This is a genomic window from Pseudomonas sp. IT-P253, assembly GCF_949768125.1.
Classification (GTDB): domain Bacteria; phylum Pseudomonadota; class Gammaproteobacteria; order Pseudomonadales; family Pseudomonadaceae; genus Aquipseudomonas.
On record NZ_CATKPT010000023.1, the window covers coordinates 15,299 to 33,446 of the forward strand.

Annotated in this window: 18 protein-coding genes; 5 read left to right on the top strand and 13 right to left on the bottom strand. The window is 58.4% G+C overall.

What is annotated here, in order from left to right:
• The first annotated feature begins 58 nt into the window (after positions 1–58).
• From ACM6IR_RS14650 to ACM6IR_RS14660, 3 genes are all read left to right on the top strand, one after another.
• A complete protein-coding gene (locus tag ACM6IR_RS14650) occupies positions 59–559 on the top strand; it encodes a hypothetical protein (protein ID WP_414908382.1) in 501 nt (166 codons plus the stop codon).
• Between the two features lie 231 nt (positions 560–790).
• On the top strand, positions 791–1,495 hold the full coding sequence (locus ACM6IR_RS14655; RefSeq protein ID WP_414908383.1) for a hypothetical protein: 705 nt from the start codon (positions 791–793) through the stop codon (positions 1,493–1,495).
• A 1,000-nt stretch (positions 1,496–2,495) separates the two neighbouring features.
• Positions 2,496–3,926 (top strand): PLP-dependent aminotransferase family protein, encoded by a 1,431-nt coding sequence (locus ACM6IR_RS14660; protein WP_414908384.1) that lies wholly within the window; start codon positions 2,496–2,498, stop codon positions 3,924–3,926.
• Positions 3,927–4,099: 173 nt separating this feature from the next.
• Here ACM6IR_RS14660 and ACM6IR_RS14665 read toward each other — a convergent pair whose 3' ends face one another.
• From ACM6IR_RS14665 to ACM6IR_RS14710, 10 genes are all read right to left on the bottom strand, one after another.
• Positions 4,100–4,900: an N-acyl homoserine lactonase family protein gene (locus ACM6IR_RS14665; protein WP_414908385.1), complete on the bottom strand. Its 801-nt coding sequence runs from the start codon at positions 4,898–4,900 to the stop codon at positions 4,100–4,102.
• A gap of 13 nt (positions 4,901–4,913) precedes the next feature.
• Positions 4,914–5,873 (bottom strand): diiron oxygenase, encoded by a 960-nt coding sequence (locus ACM6IR_RS14670; protein ID WP_414908386.1) that lies wholly within the window; start codon positions 5,871–5,873, stop codon positions 4,914–4,916.
• A 67-nt stretch (positions 5,874–5,940) separates the two neighbouring features.
• Complete coding sequence (locus ACM6IR_RS14675; protein WP_414908387.1) at positions 5,941–6,699, bottom strand: TauD/TfdA family dioxygenase; 759 nt, start codon at positions 6,697–6,699, stop codon at positions 5,941–5,943.
• 21 nt (positions 6,700–6,720) lie between these two features.
• Entirely contained in the window at positions 6,721–7,593 is an 873-nt protein-coding gene (locus ACM6IR_RS14680) for a branched-chain amino acid aminotransferase (protein WP_414908388.1), read from the bottom strand.
• A 24-nt stretch (positions 7,594–7,617) separates the two neighbouring features.
• Positions 7,618–8,958, bottom strand: coding sequence for a KamA family radical SAM protein (locus tag ACM6IR_RS14685; RefSeq protein ID WP_414908389.1), 1,341 nt, complete (start codon positions 8,956–8,958; stop codon positions 7,618–7,620).
• Positions 8,959–8,988: 30 nt separating this feature from the next.
• Positions 8,989–9,633, bottom strand: a complete 645-nt coding sequence (gene yfcF / locus ACM6IR_RS14690; RefSeq protein ID WP_414908390.1) for a glutathione transferase — start codon at positions 9,631–9,633, stop codon at positions 8,989–8,991.
• Between the two features lie 209 nt (positions 9,634–9,842).
• Complete coding sequence (locus ACM6IR_RS14695; RefSeq protein ID WP_414908391.1) at positions 9,843–10,325, bottom strand: cupin domain-containing protein; 483 nt, start codon at positions 10,323–10,325, stop codon at positions 9,843–9,845.
• An 82-nt stretch (positions 10,326–10,407) separates the two neighbouring features.
• On the bottom strand, positions 10,408–10,902 hold the full coding sequence (locus tag ACM6IR_RS14700) for a RidA family protein (RefSeq protein WP_414908392.1): 495 nt from the start codon (positions 10,900–10,902) through the stop codon (positions 10,408–10,410).
• A gap of 49 nt (positions 10,903–10,951) precedes the next feature.
• Entirely contained in the window at positions 10,952–12,232 is a 1,281-nt protein-coding gene (locus ACM6IR_RS14705; protein WP_414908393.1) for a biotin carboxylase, read from the bottom strand.
• Between the two features lie 41 nt (positions 12,233–12,273).
• Complete coding sequence (locus tag ACM6IR_RS14710) at positions 12,274–13,374, bottom strand: hypothetical protein (RefSeq protein ID WP_414908394.1); 1,101 nt, start codon at positions 13,372–13,374, stop codon at positions 12,274–12,276.
• 149 nt (positions 13,375–13,523) lie between these two features.
• Between ACM6IR_RS14710 and ACM6IR_RS14715 the strand changes: the two genes are divergently transcribed.
• Positions 13,524–14,933 (top strand): PLP-dependent aminotransferase family protein, encoded by a 1,410-nt coding sequence (locus tag ACM6IR_RS14715; RefSeq protein ID WP_414908395.1) that lies wholly within the window; start codon positions 13,524–13,526, stop codon positions 14,931–14,933.
• Positions 14,934–15,667: 734 nt separating this feature from the next.
• On the top strand, positions 15,668–15,946 hold the full coding sequence (locus ACM6IR_RS14720) for a DUF3077 domain-containing protein (protein ID WP_414908396.1): 279 nt from the start codon (positions 15,668–15,670) through the stop codon (positions 15,944–15,946).
• A 327-nt stretch (positions 15,947–16,273) separates the two neighbouring features.
• On the opposite strand, the gene cyoE is transcribed toward ACM6IR_RS14720, so the two are convergent.
• The 3 genes from cyoE to ACM6IR_RS14735 are packed head-to-tail and all read right to left on the bottom strand — an operon-like array spanning position 16,274 to position 18,146.
• On the bottom strand, positions 16,274–17,161 hold the full coding sequence (gene cyoE / locus ACM6IR_RS14725; RefSeq protein ID WP_414908397.1) for a heme o synthase: 888 nt from the start codon (positions 17,159–17,161) through the stop codon (positions 16,274–16,276).
• 11 nt (positions 17,162–17,172) lie between these two features.
• Positions 17,173–17,520 (bottom strand): cytochrome o ubiquinol oxidase subunit IV, encoded by a 348-nt coding sequence (gene cyoD / locus ACM6IR_RS14730; protein ID WP_414908398.1) that lies wholly within the window; start codon positions 17,518–17,520, stop codon positions 17,173–17,175.
• Positions 17,520–18,146, bottom strand: a complete 627-nt coding sequence (locus ACM6IR_RS14735) for a cytochrome o ubiquinol oxidase subunit III (RefSeq protein WP_201114770.1) — start codon at positions 18,144–18,146, stop codon at positions 17,520–17,522. The genes cyoD and ACM6IR_RS14735 overlap by 1 nt, the downstream gene beginning before the upstream one ends.
• Positions 18,147–18,148 lie beyond the last annotated feature (2 nt).

Sequence of the window (18,148 nt, forward strand, 5' to 3'; positions counted from 1 at the left end):
GTGCTGTACTTCAATGCGGCTATTATCCCCGCACCCTTTTCGGCACGGACGCTACGCGATGCTCAACATTCTGCAAAACACCCCGCTGTGGGTTTACGCGGTCTTTCTGCTGCTCTGCTATTTCGGCGTCAAAGCCCTCTCCCCTACCCGCGAAAGCAAAACCTCATTACTGGTCATACCACCCATTTGGCTGGGCTGGTCGCTGTATTCGCTGAACCTGACGCTCAATCCACCGCTGACCATGGGTTGCTGGCTGGCGGCCGTGATGTTCGGCGGCGTCGTCGCGCTGATGATTTTTTCGCGCAAGGGTGTGGAACGGGATGAAGCAGGAACCGGACTGATCGTGCCGGGTACGATTAAGACGTTGGCGCTCTATTTGCTGTTTTTTGCCATTAATTACTACTTTGGCTATCAGGCCGAGGTTGCCCCGGAGCACTCGGCGGGGTTGCCGATGGTCTTGCTCAAAGCGTGTGCATCAGGCTTTGCCAGTGGTTTGTTTTGCGGACGTTCGCTCAGCTTTTACCAGATGTTCCGCTCCCTGAAGACCGCCCCCCTGTAGGAGCGAGCTTGCTCGCGATGGCCTTGAAAGCAACGCGTTCATTCAGGACGAACGCGTTATCGTTAACGTCCTTCGCGAGCAAGCTCGCTCCCACAAGGAATCAAGGTAGATCTTTCGCCCGTTGGCCCGTTGGGCCGTGACAACGCTGCCTCGGTCCAATAGATTAGGCGGCCTGAAAAAGCCCTGTGCTTTCTCGCCTCAATTCAAGTTAAAAGAAGTAGTGAAATTTCAATGTCCGATTCCAATACCGCTGAATCCGTAGCCACCTTGTCGTCCAAAGCGGAATACGAAAACTCCATCAATCTTTCACAGCACGTGCCACAGGCCAAGACCATTAGCGAGATGGTCCTGGACGCTTTTCAATCCACCCGGGAAAGCGACCAGATCCGCGAGCTGCGCGCCGCGATTCGCCAGGCTCACGACAGTTTCGATGATGATAAAGCCTACGAACTGATGGGCGAACTCAAGCAACTCAAGGATGCCGAGGCTGCTGATATTGCGGCCCTCGAGGACCTGAGCAGCAAATTCCCGATCAGCCGCATTCTCTCCAGTTTCAAGGATGATCCGGCGTTTCAGGAATTGGTTTATGGGTTGGCGTTGAAGGTGTTGAACCAGACCCATCAAGCCATCAGCAATCCAAGCAGTGGCAAGAGCAAGGCTGCACGGGTCAAGAAAGACGTTGAGGTGTTTACCATTAGCAAGGATGGCATGAGTGTCACGCTGCCGCTGCGTACTCCGCGTTCGCGCCTGAATGTTGACCGTGAAGCGCTGGAGTTTCTGGGCTTTACCTTTGTTGGTGAAGGCGAGGAAGCGGAGCTGGACGGTGAGACGTTCCTGGACAATGCCGGGGTTGAGCTGGCGATTAATCGTAAGAACATTATTACTGCGCTTCAGCAGCAGACTGCGTTTGATGGTTACAGCATCGCCGCTCAGTAACGCTGCCTTCCTGCGGGGCTCGCTAGGCTTTGATTCGGTGCATATCCATTTCTTTGGTAGCGGCGGCTAGCGGTTCCGCCCTTACGGCGGGTCACTTTGAAAAGCGCAAAGTAACCAAACGCTTCTGCCCCTTTCGTTCGGTGCCTCGCTTAGGCTCGGCATGCCCTCGCTCCGGTCCTGCTCCGTGGGCCCGCCGCCATCGGCCATCCATGGCCGGGGGCGGCTAACCCGGCATCCATGCCGGGTTGCCCACTGCGCAGAACCTCCACTCGGCCTCTCGAGGGGGCGGTGCGTCAAGATCAAAAGCTGAAGGCGAGCTAACGCTCGGCCTGATGAGTGGTGAGAATCAAAAGCCATACGCCGAGCCATTGTGGGGGGGTGAAAAACAATTGCTGTACACCGATCCAATGTGTGCGAGCCTGCTCGCGAAGCTGTTGATCTTGCCGTTGCTTTGCTTCGGCTCCAGATCTGCCGCCCCTTTCCCAGAGGCCGAACGCAGGCGTTGCGCAGGGGGCACCGCGGCAAGGATGCCGCGGTAGCCGCCCCCGGCCATGGATGGCCGATGGCGGCGGGCCCCCGGAGCAATGCCGGAGTGAGGGCATGCCGAGCCTTAGCGAGGCACCGAATGGAGGGGCAAAGCCTTTTGGTTACTTTTCGGCGTCTGGAAAAGTGACTCGCTGTAAAAGCGAAACCGCCAGCCGCCGCTACCGCAGCAACGGATATGTCCCCCATCCCCCCCAACAAAACGCCCCCGCAGAAAACACTCCCCCCTCACCAAAAATTACAGCCCCCCCTCAAACATTTCCCCTCTGTGAACCGCATCACACCCCGGACCAGGGCTTTTTATTGCCCGTAGCTCCAGCAAAAGCGCGATTACTCTCTCTGTATCGACACCAGAACATACACATCCCTTAACCCTTGAGCACCACGGGTCCGTCTGCAGGGATCGTCAACTCACTTTCCAGCCCACGACCTCAGTGGTGCGATTGCTGAGGTCATCATGCACACGACGCCCCTTTACCGTCAGTTAGCCAACCACTACCTCAACGCGATCCGCAGCGGCACCCTGAAAACCGGTGAACGGTTTCCCTCCATTCGGCTAATGATGGAAAAACATGCTGTCAGCCTGTCGACCGCGGTGCAGGTCTGCCGGGAACTGGAGGACTACGGCGTGCTGGAAGCCCGTCCGCGCTCCGGCAACTACATTCGCCAGCCCGACACATTGCCCAAACCCACCCCGATCACGCCGCCCACACCGTTGGATACCGGCGTCTATGTCGGCATTCACGAACAGGTTTCGTCGGTACTCAAGGCCAGTCAGCGCGCGACGATCAAAGTCAACTTCGCCAGCGCCTACTGCGCGCCGGAGCTCTATCCGCTGAAAATCCTGCAGGATCATATGATCAAGGCGTTGCGCCAGAATCACCATTTACTGGGTGCGCCAGGCTCTACCTGCGGCAACCTGGCATTGCGCAATATCCTTGCCCGCCGAGCACTGACGGCCAAAACCAATCTCGCCGCCGAGCGAATTGTGATCACCAACGGCGCAACTGAAGCGATCAACCTCGCCTTGCGCGCGGTCACTCACCCCGGCGACACCGTGGCCGTGGAGTCGCCAACCTTTTACGGTTTGCTGCAAACGCTCGAAAGCCTCAACCTGCGAGTACTCGAAGTCCCGGCGACAGCCCACTCGGGGATCAACCTGTTCGCGCTCGAACAGGTATTGCGGGGTCCCGAGCGGATTCAGGCGCTGATCGTCATCCCCAATCTGCAAAATCCGCTGGGCAGCATCATGCCCGACGTCAACAAGGCGCGACTGGTGCAACTGTGCGCCGAACACGACACTGTACTGATCGAGGACGACACCTACGGCGACCTGGTCGACACGGAACAACCGTTGTCCACCCTCAAACACTGGGACCGCGCCGATAACCTGATCTATTGCGCCTCGCTGAACAAAACCCTGGCACCGGGCATGCGCCTGGGCTGGATCAGCGCGGGGAAATGGCACGACCGCGTGGAGATGCTCAAACACACTCAGTCCCGTGGCTGCGAAGCGTTGTCGCAACTGGCGGTCAGTGCGTTCATGAAGACACCTTCCTACGAACGCTACCTGCGCCGTTTGAGAAAAATCCTCACGCAACAACGCCAGCAAATGAGCACGGCGATTACCCGCTACTTTCCCGAGGGTACCCGCGTGACCAACCCTCAGGGCGGTACGTTGTTATGGGTTGAACTGCCGCGCCACCATTCATCGATGGTGCTTTTCCATGAGGCGTTGAAGGTCGGCATCCAGATTTCGCCTGGGGATATCTTTTCAAACGCCAAGCGTTTCAATCACTTTGTGCGCATCGGTTGTGGTGCGCCGTATTCCCCACGGATCGATGAAGCCATGGCGACCCTCGGCCAACTCCTCAAACATCAGAATTAACACACACCGTTGTAGCAGCTGCCGAGCTTGCGAGGCTGCGTTCGGCTGCAAGGCAGTCGTTAATCCTGCCACTTCGGTCTATCTGAAACACTGCGCAGAATGGTTTTGCGACTGCTTTGCAGCCGAACGCAGCCTCGCAAGCTCGGCAGCTGCTACAGGGTTCAAGGTTGGGTTTAGAGAGGGTTCTGGTGCAGGCAGATGATGTGTGGGTCGTCGTTCCAGTGGGGGAATCGTTCGGCGATCAGCGGGTCATGGCCGGGGATCACATGGTCTTCACCGTCGGCCAGGTGATCGATCAAGCTGAATGCCTCAAGCGTCTGCGCCAGGTCATCCAGTATCGGAAACGGGCTGCGCTGCCGAATGTTCGCCCACAAATGCGCCGCATCCGAGGCCAGCACAATCCACCCGCGCGCGGTCGCCACCCGCACCACCTGGCTGCCCGGCGTATGACCACCCACCGGGTGCAGGGTCACGCCGGGCATCACTTCGACGGTGCCGGTGTGCAAATGCATCCGACCTTCGAACAGCGGCGGCAGCGCCGACATCACGTCATCGACCTCGTAGGTTTTGTTCACCGTGCGATGGGCCATTTTCGGGCCGGTGCAGAAGCGCAGTTCCGCTTCCTGCAAATGCACCGTGGCCCTCGGAAACAGCCCCAGGTTGCCGGCATGATCCCAGTGCAAATGCGTGAGGATCAGATGCTCGACGTGTGCCGGATCGATATCCAGTTGGCGCAGGGATTCCTCCGGCAAGCGATACATCTGACGGTTGCGTCGATCCGCCGTGGCCGGTTGAAAACAGGTATCGACCACGATCACCTGCTGTTCATTGCGGATGACCCAGAAGTAGTAGTCCAACGGCATCGACGCATCCGGATCGCCACAGCAGGCGTCGTAAAGAAAGTTCTCCCTGGCCGTGCGCTGGGCATTGGCACCGACACGGATGGCGAACACTTCGTACACAGGAACGGACATATTCACCTCCTGATCAGGCCACGGCGGCAGCTTTGAGGGTCGGACGGAAGTCAAAATCAATCTCGTCGCAAATGCCCAGATCCTGCGCCAGACGATGCAGACCGCTGTAATCGCGCATGATGGTCGCGTTCATGTTGCGCTCCTGAGTGTCGGCGATGATCAGGACCGCGTCCTCGACCCCCAGCTGCGTGAGAATCGCCTCCCACATCGAGTAATCCTGGGCGATAAAGGCACTCAGTGCCACCGACAACGTGCGTGCGAAAAACGTTCGCTGAGTCGGCTGCATGTTCGCGTACATGACCTTCGCCACTTCGGCGAGCACCTTGCTGTGAGCATATTCGTCGCGGTTATGCAGCTCGGCCACGCGACGGTTTTGCGGTTGAATCGTCTGATCGTCAGCCAGCAAATCCAGATAGGCGTTGACGCTGATCTCCGCCACCACCGCAAAGGTGATCGCCGCCAGGTCTCGCTGCCACTGCTCGGGCAGTGTTTCGCGTAGCGCCGCCAGTCGCAAATACGTGACCGATGGCGGCAAATCCAGATCCTGATCCAGTGCCCGCTCGACCTTGGTCCGTTCGATAGCCCGCAGGTGCATGAGCGTGTGGTAGTGCTCGTCGATCAAGGTTTGCTGCATCGCCTCGCGGAAATGCCAGTCGTCCTTGCCCAGGTACTGATTGGCAATGACGCTCAGCGCCGGGTTCACCACGTGTTCTTCAGCGGTCACCGTGCGCAGGTTGTAGCCGATCCAGCCCCAGGTCACCACAGTGCTTTTGAGTTCATCGCTCAGGGCCTGGAACTTCGGGTGATGGAAAAACGGCACCATGCACTCGGGATAATCCGGGCGTGCCGGATCGAACGCTTCGCTGATGTCAGCCCTGTCCGGCGCACAGACCGTGGCTCGTTTGGTCCACGCCTGATTCAGACGTATCACCAGTTGATGATCGACCTTGGCGATCTCGATTGCTGTTTGCATGACGCGATACCTGTAAAGCGCATACCCGCTACGGGGTACGCCGATGGAAGAATGGGCGACGGATCAATCAGGCCAGCCAGTAGCGGGTCAGGTTTCGCGCCGGGTCAGTGTATCGGCTGCGGGCGTGAATCATTCGCCAGTTGTCCCAAATCAGCATGCAGCCGTCGGAAATCAGCACCGGCGTGTTGTGCCGCACGAAATACTCCTCACCCAGCACCGCAAACCGGGCCAGTGGCGACGAGCTGTTGGCAACCAGCGATTGCTGCAGATCTTCCTTGGATGGATTCACATCGCCGTAGTGAAACTGGTTGTAGCTGAAGCGGAAAATATCCCCCGCTTCTGTAGGCGTCAGGATGTATTCCCTGACCCGGCGCTGCGCAGCTTCCCCTGGTTTGGCGGTGGCCACGAATTCCACGGGGTTTTCATCGATCCACTTGCGCAGCTCGGGCTCGGTGCGCTCCAGAAACGCCAGGAACTCATAACCGTCCACCAGTCCTGTATGCCCTCCCCCGCATGTCGCCTGCTGATGACAATGCAACGCCAAATAGCGCGGTGGCGGCCCGTAAACCGGCGCTTCGGTGTGTGGGCCGATGCCGTTCATGCTCTGGGAGTAAGGCAAGTCTTCGTAACCCGGCTTGCGGGTGATGGCAAAGGCCATTTGCCCGTTGAACTGCGGAATGATCGGGCCGAACTCATGCAACGTGCCTACAACGTCATTGGCGAATTCGTCCGGTGTCAGCACCGTCCAGCCGCGTGCCGACAACTCTTCATGGCGATGGCCCAGCGCTACGTAAGGTTTAGACGCAACAATCCCTTGATCTGACATGGTGAGGTTCCTGGCGGTTTATCAGGCGTTGACGGTTGAGGTGTAAGCTGCAATGAGTTCGCTGCAGACCGTGCCCGGTTGATAGCGTTGTTCATCGATGCTCTGCACGGGCGTGATTTCGGCGGCGGTGCCTGTCAGAAAACACTCGTCAAAGTCGCCAAGTTCTGTAGGAACAACGGTTCTTTCAACCACCTGATAGTCCAGTGCCTTGGCCAGTTCGATGACGGTCTGGCGGGTAATGCCATTGAGAAAACAGTCCGGCACCGGGGTGTGCAATGTCCGGCCTTTGACGAAGAACACGTTGGCGCTGGTGGCTTCGGCGACGTTGCCGCGCCAGTCGAGCATCAACGCATCGTGATAGCCGGTGTTTTCAGCATCGTGCTTGCTGAGTGTGGCGATCTGATAATGGCCAGACGCCTTGGCTTCGAAGGGGCTGCTGTTCGGCGGCGGACGGCGCCACTGGGCAGTTTTCAAACGGATCCCGGCCATGCGCGCCGCCGGGTCGAAATAGCTCGGCCATTGCCAGCAGGCGATCGCCATATGCACACTGTTGAAGCGGGCCGAGGTGGAAATCATTTCGCTGCCGCGCCAGGCCACCGGCCGCAGGTAACCGTCGACCACGTTGTTGCGGCGCAGCAGTTCATGACTGGCGGCTTCCAGTTCGGCAAGCTCAAAGGGAATGACAAAATCCATCAACGTCGCCGAGCGATACAGACGCTCGCTGTGTTCGCGCAGCTTGAAGATCTTGCCGTTGTAGACGCGCTCCCCTTCGTACACCGTGCTCGCGTAATGCAGGCCATGGGTCAGCACATGCAGTTGCGCCTGGGACCACTCGACGAACTTGCCGTCGAGCCAGATAACGCCTTCTCGCTGATCAAATGGAATACTGCTCATGTCCTTATCTCCTGATGAATCGTCCTACGCCGTTTCCAGCAGGACCGGTATTAATTCGGGGGCGGCCACCGGCTCGGTCTGAAAGAAGAACGAGCGCTCACCAAACGCCGGCCGCAACTCATCGAACCAGGTCGCCTGCGGATCGAATCGCGCAAAAAACGTTCGCAATACCCATTGCGGATCGCGGGCCTGGAGAAACTGCAGCACAAAGACTTTTTCTCCTGCGACGGTCTCGATACCGTTGATCAATACCTTGCCGTAGAAGGTGCTCATGGAAGGCCCGCGAACCGTGCGTGCCAGCCCCGATACGGTTCGATAGGCCGCCTGAAAGATCTCGAACGTGCGAGCCAGCGGCATCGCGAAGTAATGGCTGGGGCCGGTATCGCGCTCGACGAACAGGTAATAGGGCACCGCGCCGAGTCGAACGCCTTCGGTCCAGAGCGCAGCCCAATCGGCGGGGTTTTCGTTGATGTGCCGAATCAGGGGGGCCTGCATGCGCAAGGTCGCACCGGTGGAACGAATGCGTTCGACGGCCTGGCGAGCGATGTCCTGACGGATCTCTATCGGGTGGTTGTAGTGGCCCATGATCGAGAGGTTTTTCCCCGCCGCAACGATCCGTTTAAACAGTTCAAGCAGTTCGGGCGCGTCCTTGTCGCTGACAAACCGTTGCGGCCAATACGCCACGGATTTGGTGCCGATGCGGATGCTTTTCAGGTGGGGCAGTTCCAGCAGCGGCTCGATGTACCCGGCCAGTGAGCGGGTGTTCATGATCATCGGATCGCCACCGGTGATCAGCACATCGGTCACTTCGGTGTGTACCCCCAGATAATTCACCAGCTCCTGGGATTCACGCGCGTTGAACTTGAGTTCTTCCTCACCGATGAACTGCGCCCAGCGGAAACAGAACGTGCAGTAGGCGTGACAGGTCTGACCGGCACCGGGGAAAAACAGCACGGTTTCGCGGTACTTGTGCTGAATGCCCAAAAGGACTTTTCCGTCGAGCGTCACGCCGTTGTGCGTCAGCTGGCCGGCCGGATGCGGGTTCATGCGCAGCCAGATCGCCTCGATCTGACGCTTGATGGCGATGGTGTCGTCCCGTTCGATCAGGCGCTTGAGCGAGGCGTACTCGTCCGGCAGCAACATGTCCTGGTGGGGGAAGGTCATGCGGAAAATCGGATCGTCCGGGATGTTGTTCCAGTCGATCAGCGTCCCCAGGACATATTCATTGGTGCGAAACGGCATGACGCGAGCAACGACGGTCATGGCTTCCTGCAACGCCGGCGTGAGTTTGTGCCAGTACGGCGTGTCGCGAATGGTGCGTGAGTTATAGGGCTTGTATCTTTCCTGCTCCGACATTCCTTGCATGGCAGCGCTCCTGGTGATGTCCTGGCGGGGTTACTGGATGGCAGGCGCTGCGCGCTCTATGTCCATCCATGCCCGAACGCTGTCGCGGTCCCACTGCCGGCGCACATAAGCGGCCAGTCGCGCGGGAACTTGATCGCCATTGGCGACCAGGCGGTTGAGCATGATCGCCAGGTCCGTGTCGGCAATGCTCCAGTCACCGAACAGATTCTCCGCGCCTCCCTCCAACAACCGATCGGCGACAAAGAACAGCCTGTCTACGGCCGCCAGGGCTTCCTCGGACAGTGGGTTATCTTTTTTACCGAAGTAAATAAGATCCGCCGGACGCTCTTTGCGAATGACCAACAGATCGCTGCGCAACCAGGCTTGCAGTTGACGGGCGCGGGCACGCTGCTTGATGTCCAGCGGTAATAGTCTTTTATGACCGGGAGAGAGTTCATCGAGATACTCAGCGATGGCCGATGATTCCGACAATGTAAAATCATCATGAACTAATGTTGGAACTTTGCACGTTAACGACACATCGCGATAAGGCGCTAGATAGTTATCACGCCCTTTCAAATTCACCGTAACCAGATCAAACGAAAGTTGCTTCTCCTTCAGCGCAACAAACGCCGACATCGCAAACGCACTGACAAAATCCACACCGACATAGAGTTTAAGTTTCGTGCTTTCCATAGACCACTCCATTTCATTAACTGCACTGGTTAACAGGCATTGAAGTGATCGTAATTAGTTGGCTGGAAGCTGAATAGATACAGAAATTGCCTGTTTCTATCGATACAGAAAGTACCCACAGGCAAACCGACAGACAGGTCGGGAGCGCTCCACAGAAATGAAAAAAGGGAGTCCGCGGACGCCGACTCCCTTGGGCAAAACGAAGGACATTACGCTTGAGTGATCAGCCCGTGGCTGTCGGCAAAGTTCGAAAGTAGCGCCATTTGCGGCATGTTGCTCATGTTCAACATCGCCAGCGGCTCGACGGCGCTGGTGTTGACGAACCCGTGTTTCGTCCAGGCCGGCACCAAAAGGACGTCGCCAAGGCTGACGGTCACTTCATCAGCATCGCCCAGGGTCAAGGCACCGCAGCCGGACTGAATGACGAACAGGTGCCACCAGGAATGCACGTGCCCGTTCAGCACAGCGCCCGGTTTCAACCATTGCATGGCCATGGCCATTCCCGGTGTCACTTCGCACCCCTTGATGCTTTTGTCGTGGGCCAGGGCGACGATATCCACCTCACTGCCCTCGAGGGTTTGACGCATATCCGCTAGTTCAGCACCTTTCCACACCCGAGGACTGGCGGTTTGATAGTGCAAACTTTTACGAAATTCATCATATGAAAAAAACGCACCTTGAAAGTTATCCATTCGCACGCTCCGCGTTGTTCTTCCCACTTAAGCGCCGAACCTTAGGTTAACCATTCGGCACTGTAAAGCCGTGCGAATTTATTTATAACACCGAAGGCCGCAAGGCCACGATCATGTCCACTTCTATCGCAGCGTTTTTTGGCAGTTGATAAACCCCCACCGTTGTTCGCGTATGTTTACCGGCATCGCCCAGCACATGACTGAAGACATCCGAAGCCCCATTCGCGACTTCACTGAGATCGACAAAGTCTGCCGTTGATTTCACATAAACAGTGACCCGTATCAACGATTTTATTTTATCCAGTGAGCCGATGGCATCCACGATCAATGCCAGCCCGCGCATGGCGCTGATACTGGCTGCCGCTTGCGCATCGGACAGACTGAGCTCCTGCCCCACTCGGCCGGGGTACTGGATTTTGCCGTTCATGCGCGGCACCAGCCCACTGACGTATAGCTCATCGTGGTGCCGAATCAGCGGCGCGTAATGCCCGCCCGCCGTGTTTTCACCGTAGATGTCGTAGCCGAGTTCTTTTGCCAGCATGATGAAGCGCTCATCACAGCTCATTTGCTCAATCATTTATCCAGCCCTCTTAATCAATACTGCAAAAAACATTGATCCCGGTGACTCAACCCACGGCTCTCGCCGGGGCGGCCAGGCAGGCCACTTCGACGCGAGACTCGATCGCCTCGGCCAGGCGCAGCAGGTTGTCGCTGAGCTGCCCGTAGTCCTCGCAGAACAGCACGATGTGGCCGATGAACGAGGTGTTGTCTTGCACCAGCGCCGTGACCGAATCACCGACGCGCTTGGCATATACCGCTTCCACCAGTTCGATGTTCAGTTCCCGGGCCAGCGACTCGATGTCCGGTGCGCCGCGCAATAGGCCCCCCGCCGGGGCTCTGAGCAAACGGATGCCGCAATAGCCCCTTGCGACAGGATCGAGATGCTCGGTCTTGCCTTCCACCGCCCACCTGACCCAGCGCTCCCACGGATCGAAATCGACAAATGCCAGACGGGCCAGATCCCAGATGTGCATGCCCCCAGGGCGCATGTTGGTTTCCACCGCCGAGGTCAGGCCATCGCGGCGCAGGAAAATTTCGTTGTGATAGGCGCCGTTATCCAGCGAGACCAACCCGGACATGTGCCGACCGGCAGCCGACAATCGAGCCTGGACGTCCGCGGCCAATGGCGCGGGTACCACTTGCTGGATTTCCGCGCGATAGGCGCCTTCAGTGGTGGTTTTCTCGGTGACCCACGTGCTGCCGGCGACGTAATCCCAACTGTATTCCCGTGCGTTCTGGATCAGTTCTTCAAGGACGATGCCGCCATCGCGATACGGCTTGAGCGCCTGCCAGGCTTCATCGCATTCCGAGGGATGATGGATCACCCTGCAACCTCTGCTCGCGCCTTCGCAGGCCGGTTTGATGAAGGCTCTGCCACCCAGTTCGACGACTCGCTGGCGCAGTTCGCAGAGGCTCTCGATGCGTGTGGAAAAGACCGGGCGATAGTCATCCGGCGACGTGTCGGCAGTCGCCTCCAGCCGGCGAAAAATCTGCTTGTCCAACCCGGCCCGCGCCTCGCCCGGCGCAATGCCCGGCAGGCCGTAATGCGTGGCGAGCGCCGCGCCGAGCAGCACGCCACGGTCGGAAAACGGTAGCACTCCGATCAGCTTCCAGCTGTCGGCATTCAGGCAACCCGCCACCAGTTCCAGGGAGGCAGCAACGTCTTGCGCTGCCAGCGAGGTGCTGCACACGTGGTCCGCTACCTGATCGTCACCGGGCTGAATCTTCTCGACCAGCAGGATCAGGCGGGCGTTGTAGAGCTCCTTGCAGAGATCGCGCAATTTATGGATATCGTGTACCCGATTGCCGTTGTACCCAACCACTACTACGCAAGATGTCGTATTCATGAAGCACCCGACCTATGAAGAGAAAACTGAAAACCGATGGCTCATTCGTGCAACGAAGCGTTGGATTTACGGTTGAGCCAGTACCAGGCCAGAATCCCGCCCGCGCCAATGGCAGCCAGCACCAGAGCGTTGTAGGGCGGCGGCGCGACCCGCATGATCAGCACCGTCAGCCCGGCACCGACGCCAAGGGAGACTTCCTTGACGAACATGTTGTTTTGTTTGACCGAGAAGTAATCGAGGTAGCTGAACGCGCACTCGGCGAGGGACAGCAGCGCCACCCAGATCAGCGCACCGGCGAGGGTTTCGACGTGGAAGGCCGCCGGGGACGAGAGCACCGCAAATCCGCCGATGATGATCCCGATCACGGCGACCACCTTGAAGCGCCCGGTGCACTCGATCAGTTTCATCACCGGCACTTGGGCGAACACCACCACGGCACTGTTGAGGATCAGCATCAAGCCATACCAGGCCGGCAGTTCACCGGTTTGGAGGAGGATGGCTTGCGGCAGGATCGAGAACACGCCAAATAACTTGATGCCCATGATGATGCCCGCGATCACCCACGGCAGTTTGTTGCGCCAGCCACTGCCGTCCCGGGTTGCCGGGCTGGCTACCACCGGTTGTGTGGTGAATGTCGCGCCCATGGCGATGGGCAGGCACAGCAGGACGAAACTGGCGGCACCGAGGAAGAACATCGTCGGGGTCAGCAGCGGCGATAGCAGGATCAAACCGGCCACCAGGCTGCCCATGTTCATTGCCACCCGGTTGTAGGCCGCGCCCTCTTTGGTCTGGGCCGCTTCGCTCTTGATCAGGTAACCGGCAATCGCAATGCCGTAGGCGAACAACGCGGCGGCGAACATCACCATGCCCTGGTTGCTGGTGACCGCGAGCAATACCAGCCCGAGCGCCGCGCACAGCAGCGTGACGCTCAGGGAACGCCGGCCCAACACCAACAAAGTCAGTGGCAACAGCAACAACAAGGCCCGATAACCGAGGGCGAGGATGCTGTTGGTGGCGGTATCGAGCCAGACGTTGGCCTTGCCCAGTACCGCGAACAGCGACACGGCGGTAATGATCCGGATCGTGAACAGGCGGATGTTGATTACCGGCTTGGCCAGGGCGACCGTTGTCTCGACACTCATGCAACACCTCTTGAACCGTGCGATTGCGCGAACGCCAGCCGCGCGCGCGCAGAAAAGTCTGTAAGTTGATGGTAGAGAGAGAGGCTTGTTCTGATCAGAGCAAGTTCGTATAGAATCAAACGAACTTTACTGCTGGAGAGACCAGTAAAATGCAGGCTCAGCGAGCAGTGATCGCCGCCATCGAGTTCCAGCCTGGAGTGCCGCTGGTCCAGCAGATCGTCGATCAGTTGTCTGTAGCGATCAGCCAGGGCGGCTTGCCTCACGGGGCCAAACTGCCACCGATTCGCGAACTCTCCGACTTGATGAACGTGGGCAAATCGACGGTGGTCGACGCTCTGGACCGCTTGCGGGCCAAGGGCCTGGTGGTTTCACGCCAGGGTTCGGGGCATTACGTGCACCGCGCCAGCGCCACGAGCCCGACTAACGCAGCTCCGGACCTGCAGCCTCAAGACACCCTCAGCGTGGTCCGCCGCGCCCTGTTGCTGGACAACGGCGCACTGCGCCCCGGCTGCGGATTCCTGCCGACCTCGTGGCTGCCGGCTGACGAATTGCTCAAAGCGGTGCGCGGCACCTTGCGCGCGACAAGTCTGCGGATGGGCGAATACGGTGTCGCGGGGGGGTACCTGCCACTGCGTCAGGCATTGCGGGTGAAACTGTCGACCTTCGGTATTGAAGTCCCGGTGGACCAGATCATCACCACCGCCAACACCATGCAGGCCATCGACCTGCTGATGCGACTGTTGATCAAGCCCGGCGACACGGTGCTGCTCGATGATCCGTGCTACTTCAACATGCACGCCAATCTGGCGCTGCACGGCGCGAAGGTGATTACCATCGCCCGGGACTGCGACGGCATGGATCTGGAGGCGTTCGAGCAGTTGTTGATTGCTCACAAGCCCGTGCTCTACATGACCAACAGCACATTGCATAACCCGACCGGGCACTCGTTCTCCCCGGCGCAGGTGTATCGCTTGCTGGAGCTGAGCCACCGGTACGGTTTCCATATCCTCGAAGACGACTTGTACTGCGACATTCAACAACGCCGCACGCCGCGTCTGGCGGCGAGCGGGTTGGACAATGTCAGTTACATCTCCGGTTTCTCCAAGACACTGACCGCCAACAGTCGCGTCAGTTATGCGGTGTTGTCACCGCAACTGGCGGCGCGGCTGGTCGCCCTGAAAATGGCCTGCGGCGGTGTGACCTCGGAGCTGGCGGAGCAGATTACGTGCACCATGCTCAGTGACGGCAGCTACACCAAACATGCGCGGCGCACGGTGGATCGGCTGTATGAGTCGAGCAGTCGGGTGGCGCGCTGGCTGGAAGAGGCTGGGTGTTCGGTGTCCTCGCTGCCGGGTGAAGGGCTGTTTATCTGGACGAGATTGCCAGAGGGATTGCACGCTGAAACCCTGGCCAGAAAAGGCCTGGAAAATAACCTGGTGCTGGCTCCCGGCACCCTACTCAGCAAAGCGCACGATGCCAGTCACTTCCTGCGTTTCAATGTGGCGCACAGCGATAGCCTGCAGGTTCGCGAACGGTTCTTCCGATTGCTCGACAACTAAGCACACCGATCCCTGTAGCAGCTGCCGAAGGCTGCGTTCGGCTGCGCAGCAGTCGTAAAACAACACTGCTATCTTTCAGTCAAACCGTGTCGCCCGAATTGGCGACTGCTGCGCAGCCGAACGCAGCCTTCGGCAGCTACTACATGGATCGCGTTCGGCGAGGCATCCCGGTGCGGCCATTGCTCGCAGGCCCGCTCCCACAGGGAAGCAGCGTCGTACTCTAAATTTGCGGCAACACCGATCCACTGTGGGAGCGAGCCTGCTCGCGAAGAGGCCGTCACATCCAGCATCAATGTTGCCTGACACACCGCTTTCGCGAGCAAGCGCGCTCCCACAGGGATTGCAGTGTCCAAATGCATGCCGCTGACCTCCCCGGCCAGCAGATCGCTACGATTGTGCAATCCGGTATCCACACGCTAACTTCGCCCCGTCGCTGCCAATTCAGCGACCGGGCCTGATAACCCGGGTAACATATAGGCGCCTCAGCGCCCCTCACGATTGTCGGCGTTTTTTTATGCCTGCAAAATCGTGCAATGGCGGCTGTGCGCGGGAGACCTTCGGGTCTGCCGGGTGCCTATGACCGGTTTATCAGCCTGTGCACAGCTGCCACCCATTCGCCTGATAACGAATGTGGCAGCTCTACTGATCCATAGGAGTTGCTAATGAACGCTACTAATCCATCTGCTTTATCGGTCATCCCTCACCACCGCGCAACCAACGGAAGGTGAACCCCAATGACCAACCCCAAGGACCTGAAAACCATCGGCCTCACCCCCTTCTCCTATCACGCCAACGAGCCACTGTTCCGCATCAACGCAGGGGTCCCGATTATCGCCGCTCTGTCCCACGCCTCTGACCTGCTCCACGTCGCCAAACTACTCGCCACCGATGCAGCCATGGTGCGCGACAGCGATCGACACGCCTGGGCCTCGCACTTCCTGCAGGAGATGAGCAAAGCAGTGATCGATGATGTGGTGAAAGTACTCGAAGCACCGTGTAACAACCGTATTTGAATGAAAAAGCCCCGTTTCTCTCGAAACTCGGGGCTCTTTATTCCGTTTTACAGGCTCAAAAAGACATCTACCTACTTATATGCAGTTATAGCCTTTTCTCACTATAACTATTTATAACTTCCTATTGCCCGATACACCGCGGCGCGGCCTTCGCGAGCAAGCCCGCTCCCACACTTGATCGGCGTTGCCAGCACTTTTGTGACCGACGCCAATCAAGTGTGGGAGCGGGCTTGCTCGCGAAAGGGGCGACTCGGCCCACCAGAAAACACCCAACAAAAAGCCCCGCGCTTCTCTCAAAGGCGGGGCTTTTTTTGCATCGTCCGACGCTTAAGGCGCGTAAGTCAGCAACAACTCACTCGGCACTTTGAAGTCCAGGGACATCATCACGCTCAACGCGGTAATGGTGAAGATCGAGAACACGAACAGCTTGCGTGCCCAGACCGTGTCATCCACTGCCTTGTAGCCGGTCCAGGCCATGTACAACCAGTACATGCCCATGGCCGCGGCGACGGCGAGGTAGCTCATGCCGGCGTAGCCGCTGAAGGTCAGCATCAAGGTCGCCACGAGGAACGCCAGGATGTAGAGCAGGATGTGCTTCTTGGCCACTTCGATTCCGCGCTTCACGGGCAACACCGGGATCGATGCGGCCAGGTAATCGTTGAAGCGGAAAATCGCGATGGCGTAGGAATGCGGCATCTGCCACAGGCTGAACATCACCAGCAACGTCAGTGCGGCCATATCGAAGCTGTTGGTGACCGCCACGTAGCCGATCACCGGCGGCATCGCGCCCGACAGACTGCCCACCAGCGTGCCGTGAACCGACTTGCGCTTGAGGTACAGGCTGTAGAAGCCGACGTAGATGACAAAACCGATCACCGCGAACAGTGCGGCCAGCGGGTTGGCCACCTTGTACAACAAGGCAACGCCGGCAACACCGAGGACGGTCGCGTACACCAGCGCCAGTTTCAGGGAGATCAAGCCCTGGACCAGCACCCGGTTTTTTGTGCGTTCCATCTTCAGGTCGATGTCGCGGTCGATGCAGTTGTTGAACACGCAACCAGAGGCGACGACCAGGGACGTGCCGATCATCGCAGCCAGGAAAATGGCCAGATCGACATGCCCTTTCGAGGCCAGGAAAAATCCGCCTGCCACAGAAAGCACGTTACCGAAAATGATCCCCGGTTTGGTGATTTGGATAAAGTGCTTAAAGGACATCCGGACTTTCCTCAGTGCGCCATCATGACGGTGTGGATGCTGAACATGATCCACAGCGACAAGCCAACCAACAGGACGATGACCAGTGCCGCGAAGATAAACGCGATCACGTTGTTACGCTGGGCAGCGGAACGGTCCAGGTGGAGGAAGTACACCAGGTGAACGAGCACCTGGATGACTGCGAAGGCCAATACGATCCACAGCGTCCAGACTTTCGGCAGCGATGGGTACATCACCAGGCCGAAAGGAATGATCGTCAGGATCACCGACAGGATGAAACCGATGGCATAGGACTTGACGCTGCCGTGGCTGTCGTCGTGACTGTCGTGGCCATGGTGTGAGTGAGCTGCATTAGCCATTACAGAGTCCCCATCAGGTAAACAACGGTGAATACGCAGATCCACACCACGTCCAGGAAGTGCCAGAACAGGCTCAGGCAGCTCAGGCGGGTCTTGTTGGTCGACGTCAGGCCATGTTTGTTGACCTGATACATCATGATCGCCATCCAGATCAGACCGCTGGTTACGTGCACACCGTGGGTACCGACCAGGGTGAAGAACCCGGACAGGAAACCGCTGCGGTTAGGACCGTAGCCTTCGGAAATCAATGCGTGGAACTCGTTGATCTCCATGCCGATGAAGCCCAGGCCGAACAGGAAGGTAATCGCCAACCAGCCCAATACAGCCTTCTTGTTGCCCTTGAACAACGCCAGCATGGCGAAGCCGTAGGTAATCGAGCTGAGCAACAGGCAGGCGGTTTCGCCCAACACGTAAGGCAGTTCGAAGATGTCGTGGCCCGACGGGCCACCCGCTACGTTGTTAACCAGTACCGCGTACACCGCGAAGATCGACGCAAACAAAATGCAGTCGGTCATCAGGTAGAGCCAGAAACCGAATACGGTCATCTCGCCCGAGTCGTGGTGATGGTCATCATGCCCATGTCCATCGACATGGGTGTGTCCAGCATTGGTCACTAAGTTCGACATGG